Raw genomic sequence first — 18,426 nt, forward strand, 5'->3', positions numbered from 1 at the left:
CGCAGCAAGTACCTCCTTTTCATTTTGTAATTCTTGGTACTAGACAACGTTTTCTTAAACGTACGGGCCTCCTTGAAATACGACGATCAACAGCACCAGAGATGTTACCCATAAAATACGTTTTTCACATTTCATTTACATGGGGTAGTATCAGCTACGCTGGAACTACCCCATGTTGCAGCGATATATTCAATATAATCATGTAGTACATTTATATCTCCCGACAAAAGCTTATATACGTAAGTATTGCCTTCCGCCCATTGTTGAAACAAACCAATCCAGTGTCGGGTATCCTCATCAGTCTCTATGGCCCAATCTAAATCAGCGTAGTCATATGTATATTGTAGAACTTGTTGATAATCGCCTTGGGCTTCACAGACACTAGCGCACAGTAGATCAGCATAAATGATGTACACAAAGATGGGACGACTTAGCTTCTTGGCGGAATCATCACGCTCTCGACTTTCTTGTTGATGTTTCATCGAATATTGGATTTCCGCTTTAGCCCTCATTTCCTCGCCATTTCGTCAAACTTGCCCCATTTACGCAAAGACCTATACATTAGCCAGATCCTTCAATACGTTAAGCTGCTCTATTTCATCCAGTCGTTCGACAAAAGCTTCAAAAACGGCTACTGCCCTGACATTTCGGCTTTGATAGTCTCCAACCTGAATCGTGAATATACGATACTGACAGACTGCCAAGTGCTCGGAGTGCTTATATTTTTCCTCTTCTGCCGCATTCTAACATATAAATAGTGTAGCAGCATGTTGTCGCTGTGAAAATAATGTTTCTGCAATTTGATATAGTCTGGGAAAGTATATAAGCTTGTCCATAATATGTCCAACCATTCGACGGATCGCTTCCAGCTTGTCCAGCTCCGTACAACGATATAACAATGGTTCAATTCGTCTCATGTTTAGGGGGAGGTCAATGATGTAGTTTTCTATGTATAGATCGTAAAAGTGACCTTCCGATATACCCATAGTCACAGTGATTCGATCAAGCTGCTGCACGGAAAGTGGACGATGCTGAATAATCCAATTACTAAGTGTTCTTTGATGGACACCTGAATATTTCGCAAATTGAGTCAGTGTCATATCGTTTAGTTTTAGATAATCTTCAAACTTCGCCGAAACTGTAGGTGTATTGTACAAAAATAACCACCTCTTATCAGGAACATATAGAAAATCAACTCATGAAACGAGGACTACTGCAATCAGATGAATCGCATAGACCTTTCCGCAATTCATCATACCATTTTTTAGAATAAAATCACATACATATCAAAATTTACTTAGAATACCTATTTAGATACTTTGCAATGATGTCATTATTAAGGGTATCGCCATTTTTCTTATGTCAGTATCTTCATAATTCAATTTCCAACGCTCGTAGTTACAATATATAGACGAACTAAAACGTTTCGATTTATATATTGCTGATTGGAAAACGCCCCTGGGCTGCTATTAAACCGGAACTAGGCATGACCGATGCTTATCCGAATTTGCAACCGATACTGACTCGCCCAATCAATTGGGAACTGGTTAGGCAGCAGTACAACCAAATGATGAAGTATGCTACTGCTTTACGCCCAAGCTGGTTACCGATATTACATACATACGAGCTGGAGAGCGGTTTGTATATCTCTCTGTCATTCAAGATCTGTTTAGCTATGAAATTGTGGCTTGGCGTCTTTCGGAACGAAATGACCTTGCTCTAGTTAGCGAGACGCTAGACGTTCTAAGTAAGAACGTGAACATGGAGGGTGTCATTCTCCATTCAGACCAGGGGTTTCAGTATACCTCCAAGCCGTTTAACCGCAAACTTAAGCGGCTTGGAATGCTTGGAAGCCATTCAAGGCGTGGAAATTGCCTAGACAATGCCTGTATAGAATCCTTCTTTTCCCATCTTAAAACAGAGAAGATTTATTTAACGAAACCCGGAACCCTAGCGGAGGTAGAACAACACGTACGGGAGTACATCTTATTTTATAATGAAAATAGATTTCAGAAAAAATTAAACAACCGTTCCCCGATTGAATACCGAGAAACGGTTGCCGCTTAAAGATGTCTTTTTAGTTCTGTCTACTTGACAGGGGTATGACCAAATTTCTCCAAGGTATTTCTCCTAAACCCTTACTTCCAAATCTCGTCCGCAATCTCTTTAATGAAAGCAAGCTTTTTCCACTGCTGCTCTTCTGTCAGAATATTGCCCTCTTCTGTCGAAGCGAAGCCGCATTGTGGGCTGAGGCAGATGTGGTTGATGTCGACGAATTGAGTCGCTTCCTTAATACAATTAATGACCGTCTGCTTGTCTTCCAGTTCACCCGTTTTGGAGGAAACGAGGCCCAGTACGACCTGCTTTTGATCTTTCAGATGCTTAAGCGGTGTGAAATCACCTGCACGGTCGGTATCGAATTCGAGGTAGTAGCCGTCGATGTTGTCGATGCCGAACAGGGTTTCAGCTACAGGCTCATAGCCTCCAGAAGATGCCCAGGTGGAATGGTAGTTACCACGACATACGTGGGTCGTAACGACCAAATCAGCTGGGAGATCCTTCACCGTTTCCTGATTCACACGGGCAAACAGCTTTTTGGTATCTTCCACATTCTCACCCGCATGCTGTCTAGCTTCCCAATAGTTTTTATCACAGAGCATACCCCAGGTGCAATCATCCAGTTGCAAACTGCGGCAGCCCTCATTGTACAACGCTTGAATCACGGATTTGTAAGCTTTGGCGATATCCGTCACCAGCTCATCCAGATTGCTGTAATACGTATCGGTTGTTTCTTTATTTTCGCCACGCAACAGCTCGGCCAGGAATTGCGCAGGTGCCGGGATCGTCTGGCGCGCGATCGCATCCTCACCTGCTACTTGCTTCAGGAATTTGAAATCTTCAATGAAAGGATGACGGGAATGTCCGATTTTACCGGACAAGCGTGCGGTTTCCGCTCTTGTTTCCACACCCTGGAATTGGTAGCCGTTCGAAAGCTGTACCTTTTCCACGCCGTCCAGACCCCACATAAAATCAAGATGCCACCAGGAGCGTCTGAATTCACCGTCTGTCACGGCTTGAAGTCCTACGGATTTTTGCTTTTCCACTAGCTTGATAATTTCGTTATCTTCAATCTTTCTCAGCTCGTCCGCAGAGATTTCATTATTTTGAAATTGAATTCTGGCGTCTTTAATCGCTTGCGGGCGCAAAAAGCTGCCGACCATATCATGTCTAAAAGGGGTCACTTTACGTTGGGATGCATTGTCAAGAATGCTGCTCATTAGGGTTATCTCCTTTTTCGCTTCTGTAGTGAAGTTCTTGTAAGAAAGATAACATACATTTTCAGTTATAAGGTAACTCCAATAAACTATAGCTAGTTATAGCCTAAGGCTATATCCAATCTTTTATTCCCCTATCGCCTCATGCAGCGCTTCTACATAGACGGTAGCCAGCTTGGAGAGTGCAGCGTTTTTATGGCAAATCCATCCCACATTAATAGACTCATCACATTCCAGAGGGACGGAGATAATGTCGTTACCGTTCAGATCCGCACTGATCACCCCGGTAGAAATCGTATAGCCGTTCAAGCCAATGAGCAAATTAAAAAGGGTCGCCCGATCATGGACACGAATGCTTTTGGGATGTGACAACGTACTGAGAATCTCCTCGGAAAAGTGAAAGGAATTGTACTCCCCTTGTTCAAAGGACAAATACGGATACGGATGAAGCTGATCAATGGTCACGATAGACTGTCGAGATAGCGGATTATTGGCACTGATAAAAATATGCGGCTTGGCCGTAAACAGGCTATTGAATTGCAGATTCGCATCTTTTAGCAGCTTGTTGATGACCTTGGCGTTAAATTCGTTCAGATACAGGATTCCAATCTCACTGCGCAGGCTTTTGACATCCTGTATGATTTCATGGGTTTTGGTCTCTCGTAAAGCCAATTCATACTCTTCTTGACCATATTGATTCACCAGATTCACAAATGCATTTACAGCAAAAGCGTAATGCTGCGTGGACACAGCAAAATGCTGTGGTGAAGGCTTGGCATCCAGATAGCGACTTTCCAGTAACTCCGCCTGCTCAACGACCTGGCGTGCATAACCGAGAAATTCCACGCCTTCCTTGGACAAAGAAATCCCCTTATTGGTACGCTCAAAAATGGTGATATGAATTTCTTCCTCCAAATCACGAATCGCGTTCGACAGACTGGGCTGGGAAATGAACAACCGCTTCGCCGCCTCATTCATGGAGCCACGATTGGCAACCTCAATGACATATTTTAATTGTTGTAAGGTCAATGCATGATGTCCTTTCCGTTTGTGTTTCTTCTATTATATAATACATAATCACACTTCTGGAAAAGGGATAATTGTTGCTTAAATGAAATCAGCCTCTCCCCTAAGGTTTAAAAAATATAAACACCTCCCTAAATGGAAATCTTCCATTTCAAGGAGGTGCTTTTTCACGGCTGCATTAATTAACGAATTTCACCGTTTGTGGAGATCAGCTTTTGATACCAATAGAAGCTTTGTTTACGAATACGACGCAGATCCTTGAGATCAAACTCCTCACGATCCACATAGATAAACCCGTAACGCTTGCTGGAACCCTGATGGGTACTAACAAGATCAATCGCAGACCACGGACAGAAGCCGAATACTTCTACACCGTCTGTAATAGCCAGTTGAATCTGCTCAATATGTTTCTTGAAAAAGTCAATGCGGTAAGGATCATTCACTACATCCCCTTCTTCAAGCTTGTCAAAAGCGCCCAAGCCGTTCTCTGTCACGATTAGAGGCAAGTGGTAGCGAGAATAAATTTGGCGTAATGTGGTTCTAAAACCGACCGGATCAATCTCCCAACCAAACTCTGTCGTTTGCAGGTTGGGGTTGACGGAACCTCGATATGCTCCGGGTTCACCCACAATTTCATGCTGATCTCCTGTATGTGAAAAATCATTTCCGTCATCTAAGCTTTCTCCTACGGTTTGAGAGGTATAATAGTTAAATGCGATAAAGTCCGGGTTCCCCTTCGCTAAAATGTCCATATCCCCTTCTTCAATGACAGGCTCATAGCCTTTCTCGACCAAATAGCTCCACGCAATGTGATTGTAACGGCCAAATACAGCCATATCCAGATAGAGCCAGTTGCGAATCGCTGCATAGTTATCAGCCGCCAGTGTATCTTCCGGCTTGGAACTGGCTGGATAGATAACCCCGATATTCGGCGCTGGTCCAATTTTCGCGTCAGGTAGCATTTCATGGCACAATACCATTGCTTTCGCCTGCGCAACTAACATATGATGATTTTGTTGATACAGTACCTTTTGTGGATTTTCGAGACTTGTATCTAATGTGCCAATAGAACCGGGATGGAGAATCAGCATGTTCTGCTCATTAATGGTTAACCAATATTTCACCCTGTCTCCAAAGTTCTCAAACAATGTTTTAGCATACTGTTCGAAGGCATCAATCGTCTCCCTCTTCGACCAACCACCTTGTTGTTCAAGAGCATAAGGCAGATCAAAATGATACATAGTAACAATCGGTTCAATCCCGTATTTAATTAGTTCGTCAATTAATGAGCTGTAAAACGCGATTCCCTTCTGATTAACTTCACCTGCGCCCTGGGGATAAATACGTGTCCAAGCAATAGAGAAACGATATGCTTTAAAGCCCATTTCAGCCATCAAAGCTACGTCTTCTTTGAACATATGGTAATGATCACTGGTTACTTTAAAATCAGTGACCCCTTCGACGTGATTAGCCATGTCAATGACAGAAGGTCCTTTTCCATCTTCGTCCCATGCACCCTCTACTTGATAAGCGGAAGTGGAAGCTCCCCAGAAAAAATTTTCAGGAAACGCCTTCAATTGATTATGTTTCATGATATAGTCCCTCCAGTTATAGTTATATCCTTCTGATGTTCGTAATTCATATATGTGATGATGATGCTTGCCAGTATCACACAACCAGAGTTAACAATACTTCATTTTTTTGAATCTGCTCCTGATTTGTCTCAAATACATCCACTTTATGTTGCGTAAGTGTGACGATGACAGGCGTTACGATTTCGTATCCCGCTTCTATAATCTGTTCCCTGTCAAACTGAATTAGCAAATCGCCCTGTTTCACGCTGTCGCCTTCTTTAACCACTGGATTAAAATGCTTCCCTTTCAGCGCAACGGTGTTAATTCCGATATGAATTAATATCTCTGTACCCGCATTGGAAGTCAATCCTATGGCATGTCCTGTAGGGAACAGCGAGGTTACGACTCCATCTATTGGGGCTACAACCTCACCGACAGATGGTTCAATGGCTAATCCTTTTCCCATGGCCCCTGTAGAAAATGCAGAATCATTTACTTGACTCAATGGTGTGGTCCTGCCTGTGATCGGGCTGTATATCGTTTCTTTCTTGATATCAACGGCCTTGGTTGCTGTAACAACAGGCTCTGGTTCTGCTGTTTTCACGGATTCAACTGTTTCTGGGGCCTCCCCCTTCACCTTGCTTTCATATCCAAAAATAAGGATCAGCATCGTTGCAGCTATAAATGAACATGCAATGGCGAAAACATAAATTAAGGTTGGCGTATATACTGGAATTGCAAAAATGTTGTGAAAAACATAAGCCGTCATTTTCACTCCAAAATGTCCATTGATAGCTCCGCCTAGAGCGCCTGCGATAATGACAATCGGAATGACACGTTTATAACGAAGCACCAGACCATACACAATCGGCTCTGTCACACCAGCCAGCAATCCTGTAATACTCGTGGAACCGGCAAGAGTTCTAAGTGTTTTATCTTTTCTCGCCTTCAGGAAGATACCAAATGCGACACCAATTTGAGCAAATACAGCTGCTGCAGCCATCGCCTCAATCGGATCACCGCCAACACCGATATTTTGAATCGTAATGGGTGTAAAACCCCAGTGAAGTCCGAAGACGACCATAAAGGTCATAAAACCGCCAAGAACAATCCCTGACAAAATTCCACTTACACCGATTAACCATGTCACACCTGAAGAAATCCAATCTCCTACCCCTGTACCGAAAGGTCCGAAAGCCATCGCAGATAGCGGAACCATAATCATTAAAGCCAGCATCGGAACTAAAAATAGTTGTAAATCCTTAAGAATGATCTTCTTCAAAAACTTATCCACCAACGCATATATGCTAATGGATATGAAAATCGGGAAAACACTGGCGGAGTAGTTCATCATGATCACCGGTATTCCCAAGAACGATACATCAGAGCCTTTGTCCATCAGCCCCGTAAAGTTGGGTTCCATGAGAGCCGCACCGATCACACCAGCTACATAAGGATTCGCCTTCAGCTTTATACCAAGCGTGATCCCAAGTAAAATCGGCAAAAAGTAAAACACAGCATTCCCTGCAGCAGACAGGATCATATAAGTATCACTTGTTGCAGACATCCATCCCAGCAAGGTCAGAACCGTCAGGAGTGCTTTTATCATTCCCGAGCCCGCCATCGCCGGAATCAACGGGGAGAAACTGCCGGAAATGACTTCAAAGATTGTGGATATGACCGATGTTTTTTTACCACTGGATTCACTGGCTGTAGAGGAATTCGATCCAAAATTCCTGTTTTTCATGATCTCCGCATATACATAGGCAACATGGCTGCCAATAACAACTTGAAATTGTCCTCCGCTTTCAACAACTGTAATGATCCCCTCGTGCTTCTCAAGCGCTTCTCTTTCGGCTTTTCGTGAATCCTTCAGGTCAAATCGGAGTCGTGTAGCACAATGGACAAGCCCATTGATATTTTCTTCTCCTCCAACGAGACGTACGATGTCTTCGCCCATTTTCTTATGGTCCATGTTCATTCTCCTCTTGGGCAGATTGCCTGAAAACAAAAAAATACCTAAACGAAAGGCCTGTATGATCAAAGAAAATGATCACTGCCATTCATTTAGGTATCGCCTGCTTAACCAGTAACAATCCTTATATTTAAGTTGTGAGCCTACTATAAATCACTTAGAAATCGTTTGCAAGCTTTTTTTTCTAAGAAGTAGCCATATCGTTTCTGGAGGTCACACGCTGTATATGAATCGTCAAATACACTTTTTCGTCAATTGACATAGCACTTTCATGCTTTAATTCCAAATATTGATTGATTAATTGGGTGCATTGAAAGGCCCTCTCGTATTTATCTTTGACTTGGTCATACAAGAAATTATCCCCCGAAGCTAGTTGTTCTTGTTCATTGCTCAGCAATCGTTGGGCAAAGTACTGCAAATGAGTAATAAACCGGGAATAATTGAACGAAGTTTCATCCAGTGTAATCTGATAGTAATCGGTTACAATGTTGAAAATGTCATCAATGACCTCGGTAATCTCAACCGTTTGTTTCATTCCCTGACCGTCTTGTCTTGCATTTACAAAATGCATAGCAATAAAGCTTGCTTCATGCTCATCCATTTGGATGCCAAATTGAGCATGGATGATGTCCAATGCATTCATTCCGATCATAAATTCTTTTTTGTAAAATTTTTTAATTTGCCATAACAGTGAATTTTTAAGTCCCACGGATTTTCTGTATCGAGAGATGGCAAATTGAATATGGTCAATCAGAGAAATATAGATATTATCACTAAAAATATCTCCCATTTCCTTTTTTGCGCTGCCTACAATTTCATCCGCCACCTTTAAATACTCTACAGATGTTTCCCCAATAAGATCTATTAATTTTTGTGGAATTTTATCAGACTTTAATACAAAGGTTTTTTCTATTTTTTCCTCATCGACCCTCTGGCCATTTTTCTTTTTAAAACCCAGGCCATTCCCTATGACAACAAATTCATGACCCACCTGATTTTCGGCTCGGATGACATTGTTGTTAAAAATTTGCCGGATGATCATTTATCTGCTCACCTCATTGATGTAATGACAAAGTTTGTAATAACAAAAAAAACCAAATAACGACTAAATCAATTAGTCATTATTTGGGTATCGCCTGCTTACCAGTAACAATCCCGAAGGGCACTTCACCCCTCATTCAATTACCTTTACTATACCGCTTTCAATACAGAATAACAATACAAACATGCCAAAAAACCGCCAAACACTCGGAATCCTTTGTGCTTAGCAGCTTTTAGGTTCATGCTTAACTCTCTTTCTCTTTGCAAAACACCTCTTTGGCAACCTGAATAGCTGAGGCTGCCCGGGGCCATCCTACATAAAAGGCAAGCTGTGTAATGACCTCAACCAGCTCTTCCTCCGAAATCTCGTTCTCCTTGGCCAGTTTCAGATGATACGGAAGTTGATTTACATGCTCACCCGCTACCAATGCAGAGACGGTAATGAGACTCCTTTCTCTGAGAGATAGCTCACTTCTTCTCCATACATCTCCAAAAAGAACATCCTCTGTATAACCTACAAAAGCGGGAGCAAAATCACCGATCGTTTCCCGAACACTCGATCTGATCAATTTATGCTTCATACAATCATCTGGGCAAGTCCGTTGCCAAAGGACCAATCCTCTAATTCAGTCTCTATCAGTGTCACAAATACATCCTCCGGTCTAATCTTACATTTAATAGATAAGAGTTCCGCTAACTTTTGGTAGAAACTCTTTTTTTGTTCCGTAGTTCTACCCGTTCCCATTGTAATTTGGATATACAGCAGCTTGTCTGTTCTGGGTACATTCAAATAATCGGGACTATAATAAAACTCGCTTTGCTTATGAGCATGAAAAACCTGAAAGTAATCTTTTTCCGGAACCTGAAAATGTTCGATCAAAGCGTTCATGATACAACGACTAATCCAAGGCAGCTCTTGCTCTGTGTATTGCTGCTCCATGTATCCAACTCGTACAAATGGCATGTTCATCTCTCCTATCCGTTGGGATAAGATAATTGTACTCCCCTTACTTTCATCTGTATAATTGAAAATAATCATAAATATATTCAATTTCACCGATGGAGATGAGCATACGTGGATCTGAAAGAATTAACTACATTTCGTACCATAATCGAAGAAGGAACGTTTTCAAAAGCTGCTGCCAAATTAAACTACGCTCAGTCTACAGTCACGAGCCAAATCCAGAGGCTAGAGAAAGAGCTGGGATTTCAGCTTTTTAAAAGGGGTTGGGATGCGGAGTTAACGTCCCCAGGCAAACTATATGCCGAGGAGATAGACGGGCTTATTCAGCATTGGAATTTTGTAATGGACCAGGCGAAGTCTCTGAAAAAGGAGGAGATTGGCACGCTCCATATCGGTGTGATTGAAACGGTGGCGGCTACCGTACTGCCCTTGGCTCTGCGTCAGTTTCGAGAGCATAAACCAAATATTACATGCCATTTTACAGTTGGAAACACGGATGCACTCGCACATGCTTTGGTGGACGGTAAGCTGGATTTTGCAATCTCCGGGGAACCTCACTCGATTCCTTCCTTACACTTTGAACCCTTGTATAACGAACACATCGCCTTTATTGTGTCCCGTAATCACCCTTTTGCAGTAAAAAGTGAGCTTCATCTTGAAGATCTGTACGAGTATCCGCTTATCGTCGGAGGTAAAAACTGCTTGTACCATATACGACTGGAAAAAGAGCTTTCCCGCTTCCCGTCGATGCCGTTTTTTTATACTGTCAGTCAAATCTCGTCGATCCCCACATTCGTAAAAACGATTCCTTCAGTTGGAGTGATTCTATCGTCAATGTCTATGCAGGAGGAACTGGTCACCGTCCCCCTCCAGTTAACAGACCCGAATATTCCTATTGGACTCCTACAAAACAACCATCACCAGCAGTATATGTCTTCTGCCCGAAAGCTGTTTATACAGCTGGTTAAGGAGCTTTGTAGGCTATAGCTCCAATGCAATAACTACTAATAAGCTATATAGACAAAGCCGACATCTCTGCATAAAGAAAAAGCCGCCAAACACTCAGAAACCTGGTGTTTAGCGGCTTTACTATTTGGAAGGCCTAAGGAAATGTGACCCTCTTTTTATTTTTCCACTCCTGTGATACCCGTTATTTCGCTTCGAGCGTTTTTTTCCACAATCCCAGAATGAGCGCGGAAATCACGGAACCAATCGCCACTGCAAGTAAGAACAACAAAGCATGATTGGCAAGAGCTGCTACAAAAATTCCGCCATGTGGAGCTGGAAGATTGATTTGCCAGAACTGCGTCAGACCACCAGCAATCGCTGAACCTACAATACAAGAGGTCAGGACACGCAGAGGATCGGCAGCTGCGAATGGAATGGCTCCTTCCGTAATGAAGGACAACCCAAGTACATAGTTCGTCAAGCCAGACTTGCGCTCTTGCTCAGTAAACTTATTTTTGAAGAACGTCGAAGCTAATGCGATCGCCAACGGAGGTACCATACCACCCGCCATAACAGCCGCCATCATAGCTCCGTTCGTGTTACCGCTGGAAGTAAAGACACCGATCGAAAATGCATAAGCTGCTTTGTTAAAGGGTCCACCCATATCGATCGACATCATTCCGCCCAGAATCAGACCCAAAATAACCGCATTACCTGTTCCCAAATTGTTCAGAACATTGACAAGCCACGTGTTAATACCACCGAAAATCGGATCGAACAGGTAGAACATAATCGCGCCGGAAATTAGGAGTCCAAATACAGGGTATAACAAGATTGGTTTTAAACCATCCAGTGCTTTCGGCAGACCTGCAAAAGCTTTACGCAGGAAGATCACCACATAACCAGCCATGAAACCAGCTGCCAGACCGCCAAGGAAACCTGCATTAGAGTTTACAGCCATCAGACCCCCAACCATACCTGGCATCAGTGCCGGGCGGTCTCCAATGCTCATCGCGATAAATCCGGCCAGTATCGGAATCAGGAAGTGGAACGCACCTGTTCCACCGCCAATCGTCTGCAACAGTTGGAACAATACATTGTCTTTTCCTGCCACTTGTTCAATCAAGAAGGAAATTGCTAACAAAATCCCCCCGCCTACAACGAATGGCAGCATATGAGAAATACCGTTCATTAAATCCTTGTAAATTTTACTGCCCACGCTGCTCTTCTCCGCTTTCGACTCATCGTCGCTGTCTTTACCTTCACTACGATAAATTGGGGCATCGCCATTCAGCGCTTTGCGGATCAGTTCCTCAGATTTACGGATACCGTCGCTTACCGGTCTTTGCAATACAGGTTTACCGTCAAATCTGGCCATTTCAACCTTCTTGTCAGCTGCGACGATTACACCTTTGGCACGGCGAATTTCATCCGCTGTCAGTACGTTTTGTGCGCCTTCCGAGCCGTTCGTCTCTACACGGATATTTACACCCATTTCTTTCGCTTTCTTAATGAGAGCATCTTCTGCCATAAACGTGTGTGCAATGCCTGTAGGACAAGCGGTCACTGCAACCACAAACTCGTCAGAATTCGGATTGCCAACGATAACGTCTGGCGTTTGCTGTGCTTTGGCAGCCTCTTTTGCTTTCTTGGCAGCTTCTTCTTCCGCCTGCTTGGTATCAAACAGCATAGCTACTTCATCCGGTGTTTGCGTTTTCATAAGGTTCCCGATAAAATCGGTATCAATCAACAGCCGGGAAAGGGCAGCCAGTGTGCGAAGATGCGTATTTGCTGCTCCCTCCGGAGCCGCAATCATGAAGAATACTTTCGCCGGCTCACCGTCCAACGATTCGAATTCTACGCCTTTACTGCTTTTGGCGAAAACGACGGTCGCTTCATTCACGGCTTTGGTCTTGGCATGCGGCATCGCAATGCCGCCGCCAATTCCAGTGCTGGACTCTGCTTCGCGTTTGTAAATCATTTCTTTAAACAACGCCCGGTCATTAATACGTCCACTTGCTTCGAGACTAGCGATGAGCTCCTCAATCGCCTCGTCTTTTGTCGTCGCCTGCAGGTCCATGATCATCGTTTCTTTAATCATCAGGTCTGTTATTCTCATTTTTCACACTCTCCTAAGTTCGATCAGCGTGTTGACACACGCATAATAAGCTCATGATGCAGATGGATTATCGTTTTGAAATTGTGACTTGCGGCCGTAATTGTTCAATCTTCTCTCTAGTAGCCAGATCATCGGAGAACGCAGTTGCGCTTCCGGATGCCACTCCTGCACGGAATGCTTCGATCGGATCGCCATGAAGAGCCAGCGTACCCACGAATCCAGCAATCATTGAATCACCTGCGCCTACAGAATTTTTCACCGTTCCTGCTGGTACATTTGCGTGATACACTTCATCTGCCGTAATGAACAAAGCCCCTTCTCCTGCCATGGAAATCAGTACATTTTTTGCACCTGCTTCCAGCAGCTTACGACCGTAAGTGACGATCTCCTCCTTTGTATGAATAGTTACGCCAAACAACTCAGCCAGCTCATGGTGATTCGGCTTGATGAGCAGCGGTTTATGAACCAGTGCCTTCATCAGCGCCTCACCTGTGGTGTCAATGACGAATTCAGCTCCAGTTTGCTGGCATACGCTAATCAGCCGATCATAGAAGTCTCCTCCAAGTGACGGCGGGATACTTCCTGACAAGACGACAATGTCATTTTTCTGGAGTCCCGCCAGCTTTTGCACCAACGCATCGGCCTCTTGCTCACGAATCGCAGGTCCCAAACCGTTAATTTCCGTTTCATCGCCATGCTTGAGCTTAATGTTAATCCGTGTGTCATCTTCGATAATTACAAAATCAGTTTTAATGGATTCTTCCCGCAAAGTATCGTCGATAAACCTGCCTGTGAATCCTCCCAGAAAACCAATCGCCGTGCTATCTGCTCCCAACTGGTTCAGTACACGTGATACATTAATTCCTTTACCACCTGGCAGTTTTAAATCACGTTTCATCCGGTTCAAATCACCAAGCTTCAAATCGTCAACTTCCACGATATAATCAATGGAAGGGTTCAGCGTTACTGTATATATCATTGTTATCCCTCGATTATCTTAGTTTTCTGAGCGATGGACCGGCGTGAGCGTTCTGGCATCGATTCGGTAATAAGTATAGCTTCCTTGAGCTCGAATAGTTTGGCGAAGGTTACTTCTCCAATTTTGCTGGAATCGGCCAACACATACGTTTTGCCGGACAGCTGGTGGGCTCGCCGCTTGATTAGCGCCTCTTCAGGATCAGGAGTCGTATACCCCATTTCCATATCCACGCCGTTCGTTCCTAGAAAGCACTTGTCGAATCGAAAATTGTCCAAATTTTGTAGGGCAATACTCCCAATTACAGCTTTGGTATGAATTTTCATCATCCCTCCCAGTAGATAGCTTCTGATTCTTTTGCTTACCAGTGCTTCTACGTGAGATAGACCATTCGTCACGACCGTCACGTCTTTAGCTTCAATGTAAGGAATCATCGCCATCGTTGTTGTTCCCGCATCCAGATAAATACATTCGCCATCCAAAATTTCTTTGGCTGCCATACGGGCGACTGCGTTTTTTTGTTGAACGTTTTTGAATGTTTTTTCTTCCATGCCAGGTTCCTGACTTTTCTGATTCAGTAAGGTTGCCCCACCATGAATCCGTTTTAACAACTGACGGGCCTCAAGATCTATCAAATCGCGCCGAATTGTTGATTCAGAAGCTCCCAATAAATCAGCCAATTCCTGCAACTTTACAACACCACGTTCTTGTAAGCGCTGTATTATCAAATTGTATCTTTCTTCCGTCAGCATTTTCATTCCCCCAACTGTTTATATCGTACCATAAACCTAACAAAAAACAATCATTTTTCTTCAAAAAGATTCAAAAAAATTCATATCCGCTTCATTTTTTTACAAAATGGTGAATTCCCGCTCTAATCATCATGATTGCGTTTACATTTTAAAGAAAATCCATCTACTTTTATGTAAATTCATTCTTCTTACATAGGAATTCAGCAATAAACGTTCAAAAACGTTCTGATGCTTCCATCAGCACCATTTTACCATTAAGCGCACAAATCGTCCCAACCTTCTCTACTCAGAAAAAAGCTAAACACCGGGAACGCTCTCCTCTGTGTTTAGCTAAACGAGACGCTTCATGCTCAGTCCTTAACGATTCCAATGACGAAACCGTCATACCCCTTGCTCCCCACGGTTTGGATAGCTGTAGCTGTAATTCTTGATTCTTCAGCCAGCATATCATAAAACTTTCTTACTCCCTGCACCCGAGGGTCTGTGCTATAAGCTTGAACTACTTCTCCTTCACGGATAACATTATCACCGATAATAACGGTACCAGGATGCGAGAAGCGAAGTGCCCCCCAAGTCACCCTAAACTTCACAGGGCTGCATGAGGCGATTACCGCAGTTATTGCCGGATATGGTGCCAACTTTGTGTCCTCACTGGTCGTGCGTGAATATGTAGAACGCGCGAGCTGTGCCGGGTATATGTAGAAGACATCCAGCTTCTCAATTCAATCGCCATCTGTACCCGCAAGAACGAACCCCTATCTACCGCTACTCTAAATCTCATTCAGCTCATACGTAACCATTCCTGATGAGCATTAGGCACCTGTGTACACTAGCGCTGTATTTTAAAATAACAAGAGCCATGACTGCGTGCATACCGCATTCATGGCTCACCTCGTTATGATAAATATTCACCCTCAATAATCTTCTCCAGATAATCTTCCGGGTGTGCAAGAAACTCGGCAAAGCTGCACACATCCGCATATTCCTGATGCTCCTCGTCATAATAACCCAGGCACTTCTGCTTCGGATTCCACACCAATATAATATCCGAGTAATTATCTACTTTTAGAGACAAACGCAACAACTTTTGCCGACCCACCTTCATCTCAACCGTATCTATGAATGAGAAGAACTCAACAAATTGAATATCAAGATCATTTTCTGACAGGTCCACACGGAGCTGATCCCCCGTCAGAAAGGCTATAAGCTCCTTCGGAAGCTTGTAGCTTTTTAAAGCATGTCGTTTATTTTCCAGATTATGAAATGCTGGAGGCTCTAAGGACTTTAAATACTCAGCCATTTCCACGTTTTTATTACTTAGTGCAATTGTATATGCCCGTTCTCCATCTTTTTCTGCCAGCGTCACATCAGCGCCTTGCTGAACCAAATACTTCACCATCGCAAAATCGTTGTTGCGTGCCGCCACTGTCAAAGGCGTGGCTTTATAAGGATATACCATATTTGGAGCATTGAAATTAATATCTACGCCATGTTCCAATAGTAATGCTACTGTTTTCAGGTCATGCTTACTAACTGCGTTGCGGAGTGTTGCTCCAGCATGCTGCTTCATATCGAGGCCCAACTCATGGATAAGCAGCATATTGCTTTTGTTACCGTAGTAGGCTTGCTCATAGGCACCGGATTTGACATGATTTTTCCCGTCCAGCTTGGCGCCATGGGCAACCACATAACGGACAATCTCTTCGGTACCATAGCGAACAGCCGTCAGGAATGCGGGATTATCCTTCACATTAAGTTGAACCCCCTCTTCGACCAGTAGCTTCAAGACTTCCATTTGCTCAGTGATGAGTGTAATATCCAATGGACTTAATGTCGTATATTTGCTGAGTACGATTCCTTGTTCTATATCCCAGCCTTCGGTCAGAGATTGGCGTAAAGCGGATATATTGCCTTGAACGATATGCATCGCTATCTCAGGAAGAACCTCGAAATTGCCTACATCTTTTAATTTAATCATCGTTATTCCCTCACTCTTTATGTATCTACTATCAAACATGCATATCTATTTTATACCAACCTCTCCTTTACATAAATCCGACAGATTCCACAAAATTCATTATTCACTCTAGCGCAAACAAGTGAGTAATAGAGGTCAAAATACCTTAGAGAAGCTATAATTGTATTATGATTCTGTATACCCTGTGCAACGAAAAGGAGAACATATGAATAGCATTCAATACCTGTCCCAATTTAATTTGCTTCATAGTCTCTCATTAGAAGATTTAATTGAAATGGACCAAATGACCTCTATTACGACTATAGCGAAAAAAACCTTTATACAAACCCCAGAGACCTTTTCCGAGGGACTTTATTTTGTGAAAAAGGGAAAAGTACGTCTGTATAAGCTAAACGCTGACGGAAAGCAATTTACTTTGGACATCCTCAGCGAAGGAAATGTATTTGGTGAAATGGATATGATTTCACTAGGGACAAGGGATATGTATATAGAAACGATAGAAGAATGCGATATCTGCCGGATGGACAAAGACCGATTCGAGCATTTTTTAATAGAACATCCCCGGTTCATGATGAACATGATCAAGGTGTTAAGTGACCGAATCTCAGGAATGAGCAGTCTGGCCCAGCATTTAGCTTTGGGAAATTTACAGGATAAAATTTTGTATGTTCTTATGAAATTGTCCGATCAGTTCGCCCTCCAAAGCCGTGAAGAGTATTGCAAAATCAATTTTCCTCTCTCCCATCAGGAAATTGCGAATCTGGTCGGGGCCACCCGTGAGGCTGTAACAACTGCCCTTCAGGAGCTTGTCAAAGAAAAGGTCATTAAAACCGGCTTTAAGACGATTTACATCCATCGCGAAAAGCTAATGAAGTTGTAAACTACATTACATCTATACTCCAACCCAAAAAAGTATCGTATACCTATCAGACAATTTACGATATGGAGTGGATGTAATGTTACAACGTAAAGGTGCTCGCAAAGGAACAGATATTCCTAAGGATGTGCTTCGGCTACTACAGCAGGGGCGGCTTGAGACGGTGAATCTCACCGAATGGCTGGCTGTCGATCATGTTGTACTATTGCAATATACTCTTGATGAATTTGGCTTGCAGCGATCATCCGATGTCTTCATGACCGAATTGAATCAGCTGAAGGAAAAGAAGATCATGAAAATGATACCCGCAATCGCGCGAGCGTGGCTTCATGTGTTTGAGCAACAAGCGATAGAAGAACGTATTCGCATCTTTGATGCGATGGCCTCCCATCTTTCAGACAGCATTCGCTGCTGGGCGGCCTACATCATCGGGGTTGATCCCCGTTTAAGTATAGAGGAAAAATTGGCTGGCATTCGCCCCTTTGCAGCGGATTCCCATTTCGGTGTACGTGAAATGGCCTGGATGGCCGTGAGAGAATCCATATCCTTGCAACTGCTTGAAGGGCTTGCCCTGTTAGACAGTTGGGTGCGAGATGAGGATGCTAACATACGTCGTTTTGCCATTGAACTAATCCGGCCACAAGGCGTTTGGGCCAAGCAAATCCCTGAACTAAAAGAACATCCCGAGCTGGCTCTTCCTCTCTTGGAGGCTGTTCAGTCCGATCCGGCCAAATATGTCCAGGACTCCGTTGGTAATTGGTTGAATGACGCCAGCAAAACCAACCCAGAATGGGTTCTTCAAGTTTGTAATGCTTGGCTGATGATTTCGGATACCAAAGAAACGAAGCGAATAGTAACCCGGGCCCAAAGAAGCTTGAACAAAGAGAAATAATTGGAAGACCCCTCCCCATCCAATCCATA

14 protein-coding genes and 5 pseudogenes are annotated in these 18,426 nt (G+C 43.4%); 6 read left to right on the plus strand and 13 right to left on the minus strand.

From position 1 onward, the window contains the following. Positions 1–173: 173 nt before the first annotated feature. Positions 174–1,183: pseudogene (locus tag ACQW03_RS02950) on the minus strand (helix-turn-helix domain-containing protein); the annotation flags it as partial. Positions 1,184–1,483: 300 nt separating this feature from the next. Here ACQW03_RS02950 and ACQW03_RS02955 point away from each other — a divergent pair. Continuing rightward, positions 1,484–1,594 (plus strand): annotated as a pseudogene (locus ACQW03_RS02955) (Tn3 family transposase); the annotation flags it as partial. A gap of 2 nt (positions 1,595–1,596) precedes the next feature. Beyond that, positions 1,597–2,067: pseudogene (locus ACQW03_RS02960) on the plus strand (IS3 family transposase); the annotation flags it as partial. A 71-nt stretch (positions 2,068–2,138) separates the two neighbouring features. Here the strand turns inward: ACQW03_RS02960 and ACQW03_RS02965 are convergent. From ACQW03_RS02965 to ACQW03_RS02995, 7 genes are all read right to left on the minus strand, one after another. After that, complete coding sequence (locus ACQW03_RS02965) at positions 2,139–3,278, minus strand: 5-methyltetrahydropteroyltriglutamate--homocysteine S-methyltransferase (RefSeq protein WP_441948183.1); 1,140 nt, start codon at positions 3,276–3,278, stop codon at positions 2,139–2,141. Between the two features lie 123 nt (positions 3,279–3,401). Beyond that, complete coding sequence (locus ACQW03_RS02970) at positions 3,402–4,304, minus strand: LysR family transcriptional regulator (protein ID WP_023987954.1); 903 nt, start codon at positions 4,302–4,304, stop codon at positions 3,402–3,404. 179 nt (positions 4,305–4,483) lie between these two features. Continuing rightward, entirely contained in the window at positions 4,484–5,893 is a 1,410-nt protein-coding gene (locus ACQW03_RS02975) for a glycoside hydrolase family 1 protein (protein ID WP_104495870.1), read from the minus strand. A 76-nt stretch (positions 5,894–5,969) separates the two neighbouring features. After that, positions 5,970–7,850 carry a beta-glucoside-specific PTS transporter subunit IIABC gene (locus ACQW03_RS02980; protein ID WP_071640193.1) on the minus strand — a complete coding sequence of 627 codons (1,881 nt, stop codon included), beginning with the start codon at positions 7,848–7,850 and terminating at the stop codon, positions 5,970–5,972. Positions 7,851–8,034: 184 nt separating this feature from the next. Next, complete coding sequence (licT, locus tag ACQW03_RS02985) at positions 8,035–8,892, minus strand: BglG family transcription antiterminator LicT (RefSeq protein WP_341161830.1); 858 nt, start codon at positions 8,890–8,892, stop codon at positions 8,035–8,037. Positions 8,893–9,136: 244 nt separating this feature from the next. Then, on the minus strand, positions 9,137–9,472 hold the full coding sequence (locus ACQW03_RS02990; RefSeq protein WP_053325114.1) for a carboxymuconolactone decarboxylase family protein: 336 nt from the start codon (positions 9,470–9,472) through the stop codon (positions 9,137–9,139). Next, complete coding sequence (locus tag ACQW03_RS02995; RefSeq protein ID WP_220031036.1) at positions 9,469–9,855, minus strand: tautomerase family protein; 387 nt, start codon at positions 9,853–9,855, stop codon at positions 9,469–9,471. Before ACQW03_RS02995 ends, ACQW03_RS02990 begins: the two co-directional genes overlap by 4 nt. Positions 9,856–9,966: 111 nt before the next feature. Between ACQW03_RS02995 and ACQW03_RS03000 the strand changes: the two genes are divergently transcribed. Further along, entirely contained in the window at positions 9,967–10,842 is an 876-nt protein-coding gene (locus ACQW03_RS03000) for a LysR family transcriptional regulator (RefSeq protein ID WP_441948187.1), read from the plus strand. 163 nt (positions 10,843–11,005) lie between these two features. Here ACQW03_RS03000 and ACQW03_RS03005 read toward each other — a convergent pair whose 3' ends face one another. From ACQW03_RS03005 to ACQW03_RS03020, 4 genes and pseudogenes are all read right to left on the minus strand, one after another. Then, positions 11,006–12,922, minus strand: coding sequence for a PTS fructose transporter subunit IIABC (locus ACQW03_RS03005; protein WP_441948189.1), 1,917 nt, complete (start codon positions 12,920–12,922; stop codon positions 11,006–11,008). Positions 12,923–12,989: 67 nt separating this feature from the next. Next, the gene (gene pfkB, locus ACQW03_RS03010; RefSeq protein WP_441948191.1) at positions 12,990–13,901 is read right to left on the minus strand and encodes a 1-phosphofructokinase; all 912 of its coding nucleotides are present in this window, start codon (positions 13,899–13,901) and stop codon (positions 12,990–12,992) included. Positions 13,902–13,903: 2 nt separating this feature from the next. Next, positions 13,904–14,650: a DeoR/GlpR family DNA-binding transcription regulator gene (locus tag ACQW03_RS03015; RefSeq protein ID WP_441948193.1), complete on the minus strand. Its 747-nt coding sequence runs from the start codon at positions 14,648–14,650 to the stop codon at positions 13,904–13,906. Between the two features lie 350 nt (positions 14,651–15,000). Continuing rightward, positions 15,001–15,216: pseudogene (locus tag ACQW03_RS03020) on the minus strand (methyltransferase); the annotation flags it as partial. Between ACQW03_RS03020 and ACQW03_RS03025 the strand changes: the two are divergent. Next, positions 15,215–15,456, plus strand: a pseudogene (locus tag ACQW03_RS03025) (LysR substrate-binding domain-containing protein); the annotation flags it as partial. The pseudogenes ACQW03_RS03020 and ACQW03_RS03025 sit on opposite strands and share 2 nt — an antisense overlap. An 89-nt stretch (positions 15,457–15,545) precedes the next feature. On the opposite strand, the gene ACQW03_RS03030 reads toward ACQW03_RS03025, so the two are convergent. Beyond that, complete coding sequence (locus ACQW03_RS03030) at positions 15,546–16,628, minus strand: ankyrin repeat domain-containing protein (protein WP_441948195.1); 1,083 nt, start codon at positions 16,626–16,628, stop codon at positions 15,546–15,548. A 205-nt stretch (positions 16,629–16,833) separates the two neighbouring features. On the opposite strand from ACQW03_RS03030, the gene ACQW03_RS03035 reads away from it, so the two are divergent. Then, positions 16,834–17,508 carry a Crp/Fnr family transcriptional regulator gene (locus ACQW03_RS03035; RefSeq protein WP_071640181.1) on the plus strand — a complete coding sequence of 225 codons (675 nt, stop codon included), beginning with the start codon at positions 16,834–16,836 and terminating at the stop codon, positions 17,506–17,508. 76 nt (positions 17,509–17,584) lie between these two features. Then, a complete protein-coding gene (locus ACQW03_RS03040) occupies positions 17,585–18,397 on the plus strand; it encodes a DNA alkylation repair protein (RefSeq protein ID WP_076292508.1) in 813 nt (270 codons plus the stop codon). Positions 18,398–18,426 lie beyond the last annotated feature (29 nt).

Origin of the sequence: Paenibacillus sp. DRB1-1 (genome assembly GCF_052119485.1) — a bacterium.
Lineage (GTDB): Bacteria > Bacillota > Bacilli > Paenibacillales > Paenibacillaceae > Paenibacillus > Paenibacillus polymyxa_B.

What these genes read in the sequence shown, in the direction of transcription:
- ACQW03_RS03040 (WP_076292508.1), top strand. Translation starts at nt 17,585, where the DNA reads ATGTTACAACGTAAAGGTGCTCGCAAAGGAACAGATATTCCTAAGGAT.
- ACQW03_RS03030 (WP_441948195.1), bottom strand. Translation starts at nt 16,628, where the DNA reads ATGATTAAATTAAAAGATGTAGGCAATTTCGAGGTTCTTCCTGAGATA.
- ACQW03_RS02975 (WP_104495870.1), bottom strand. Translation starts at nt 5,893, where the DNA reads ATGAAACATAATCAATTGAAGGCGTTTCCTGAAAATTTTTTCTGGGGA.
- ACQW03_RS02995 (WP_220031036.1), bottom strand. Translation starts at nt 9,855, where the DNA reads ATGCCATTTGTACGAGTTGGATACATGGAGCAGCAATACACAGAGCAA.
- licT (WP_341161830.1), bottom strand. Translation starts at nt 8,892, where the DNA reads ATGATCATCCGGCAAATTTTTAACAACAATGTCATCCGAGCCGAAAAT.
- ACQW03_RS02965 (WP_441948183.1), bottom strand. Translation starts at nt 3,278, where the DNA reads ATGAGCAGCATTCTTGACAATGCATCCCAACGTAAAGTGACCCCTTTT.
- ACQW03_RS03015 (WP_441948193.1), bottom strand. Translation starts at nt 14,650, where the DNA reads ATGCTGACGGAAGAAAGATACAATTTGATAATACAGCGCTTACAAGAA.
- pfkB (WP_441948191.1), bottom strand. Translation starts at nt 13,901, where the DNA reads ATGATATATACAGTAACGCTGAACCCTTCCATTGATTATATCGTGGAA.
- ACQW03_RS02990 (WP_053325114.1), bottom strand. Translation starts at nt 9,472, where the DNA reads ATGAAGCATAAATTGATCAGATCGAGTGTTCGGGAAACGATCGGTGAT.
- ACQW03_RS02980 (WP_071640193.1), bottom strand. Translation starts at nt 7,850, where the DNA reads ATGGACCATAAGAAAATGGGCGAAGACATCGTACGTCTCGTTGGAGGA.
- ACQW03_RS03035 (WP_071640181.1), top strand. Translation starts at nt 16,834, where the DNA reads ATGAATAGCATTCAATACCTGTCCCAATTTAATTTGCTTCATAGTCTC.
- ACQW03_RS03005 (WP_441948189.1), bottom strand. Translation starts at nt 12,922, where the DNA reads ATGAGAATAACAGACCTGATGATTAAAGAAACGATGATCATGGACCTG.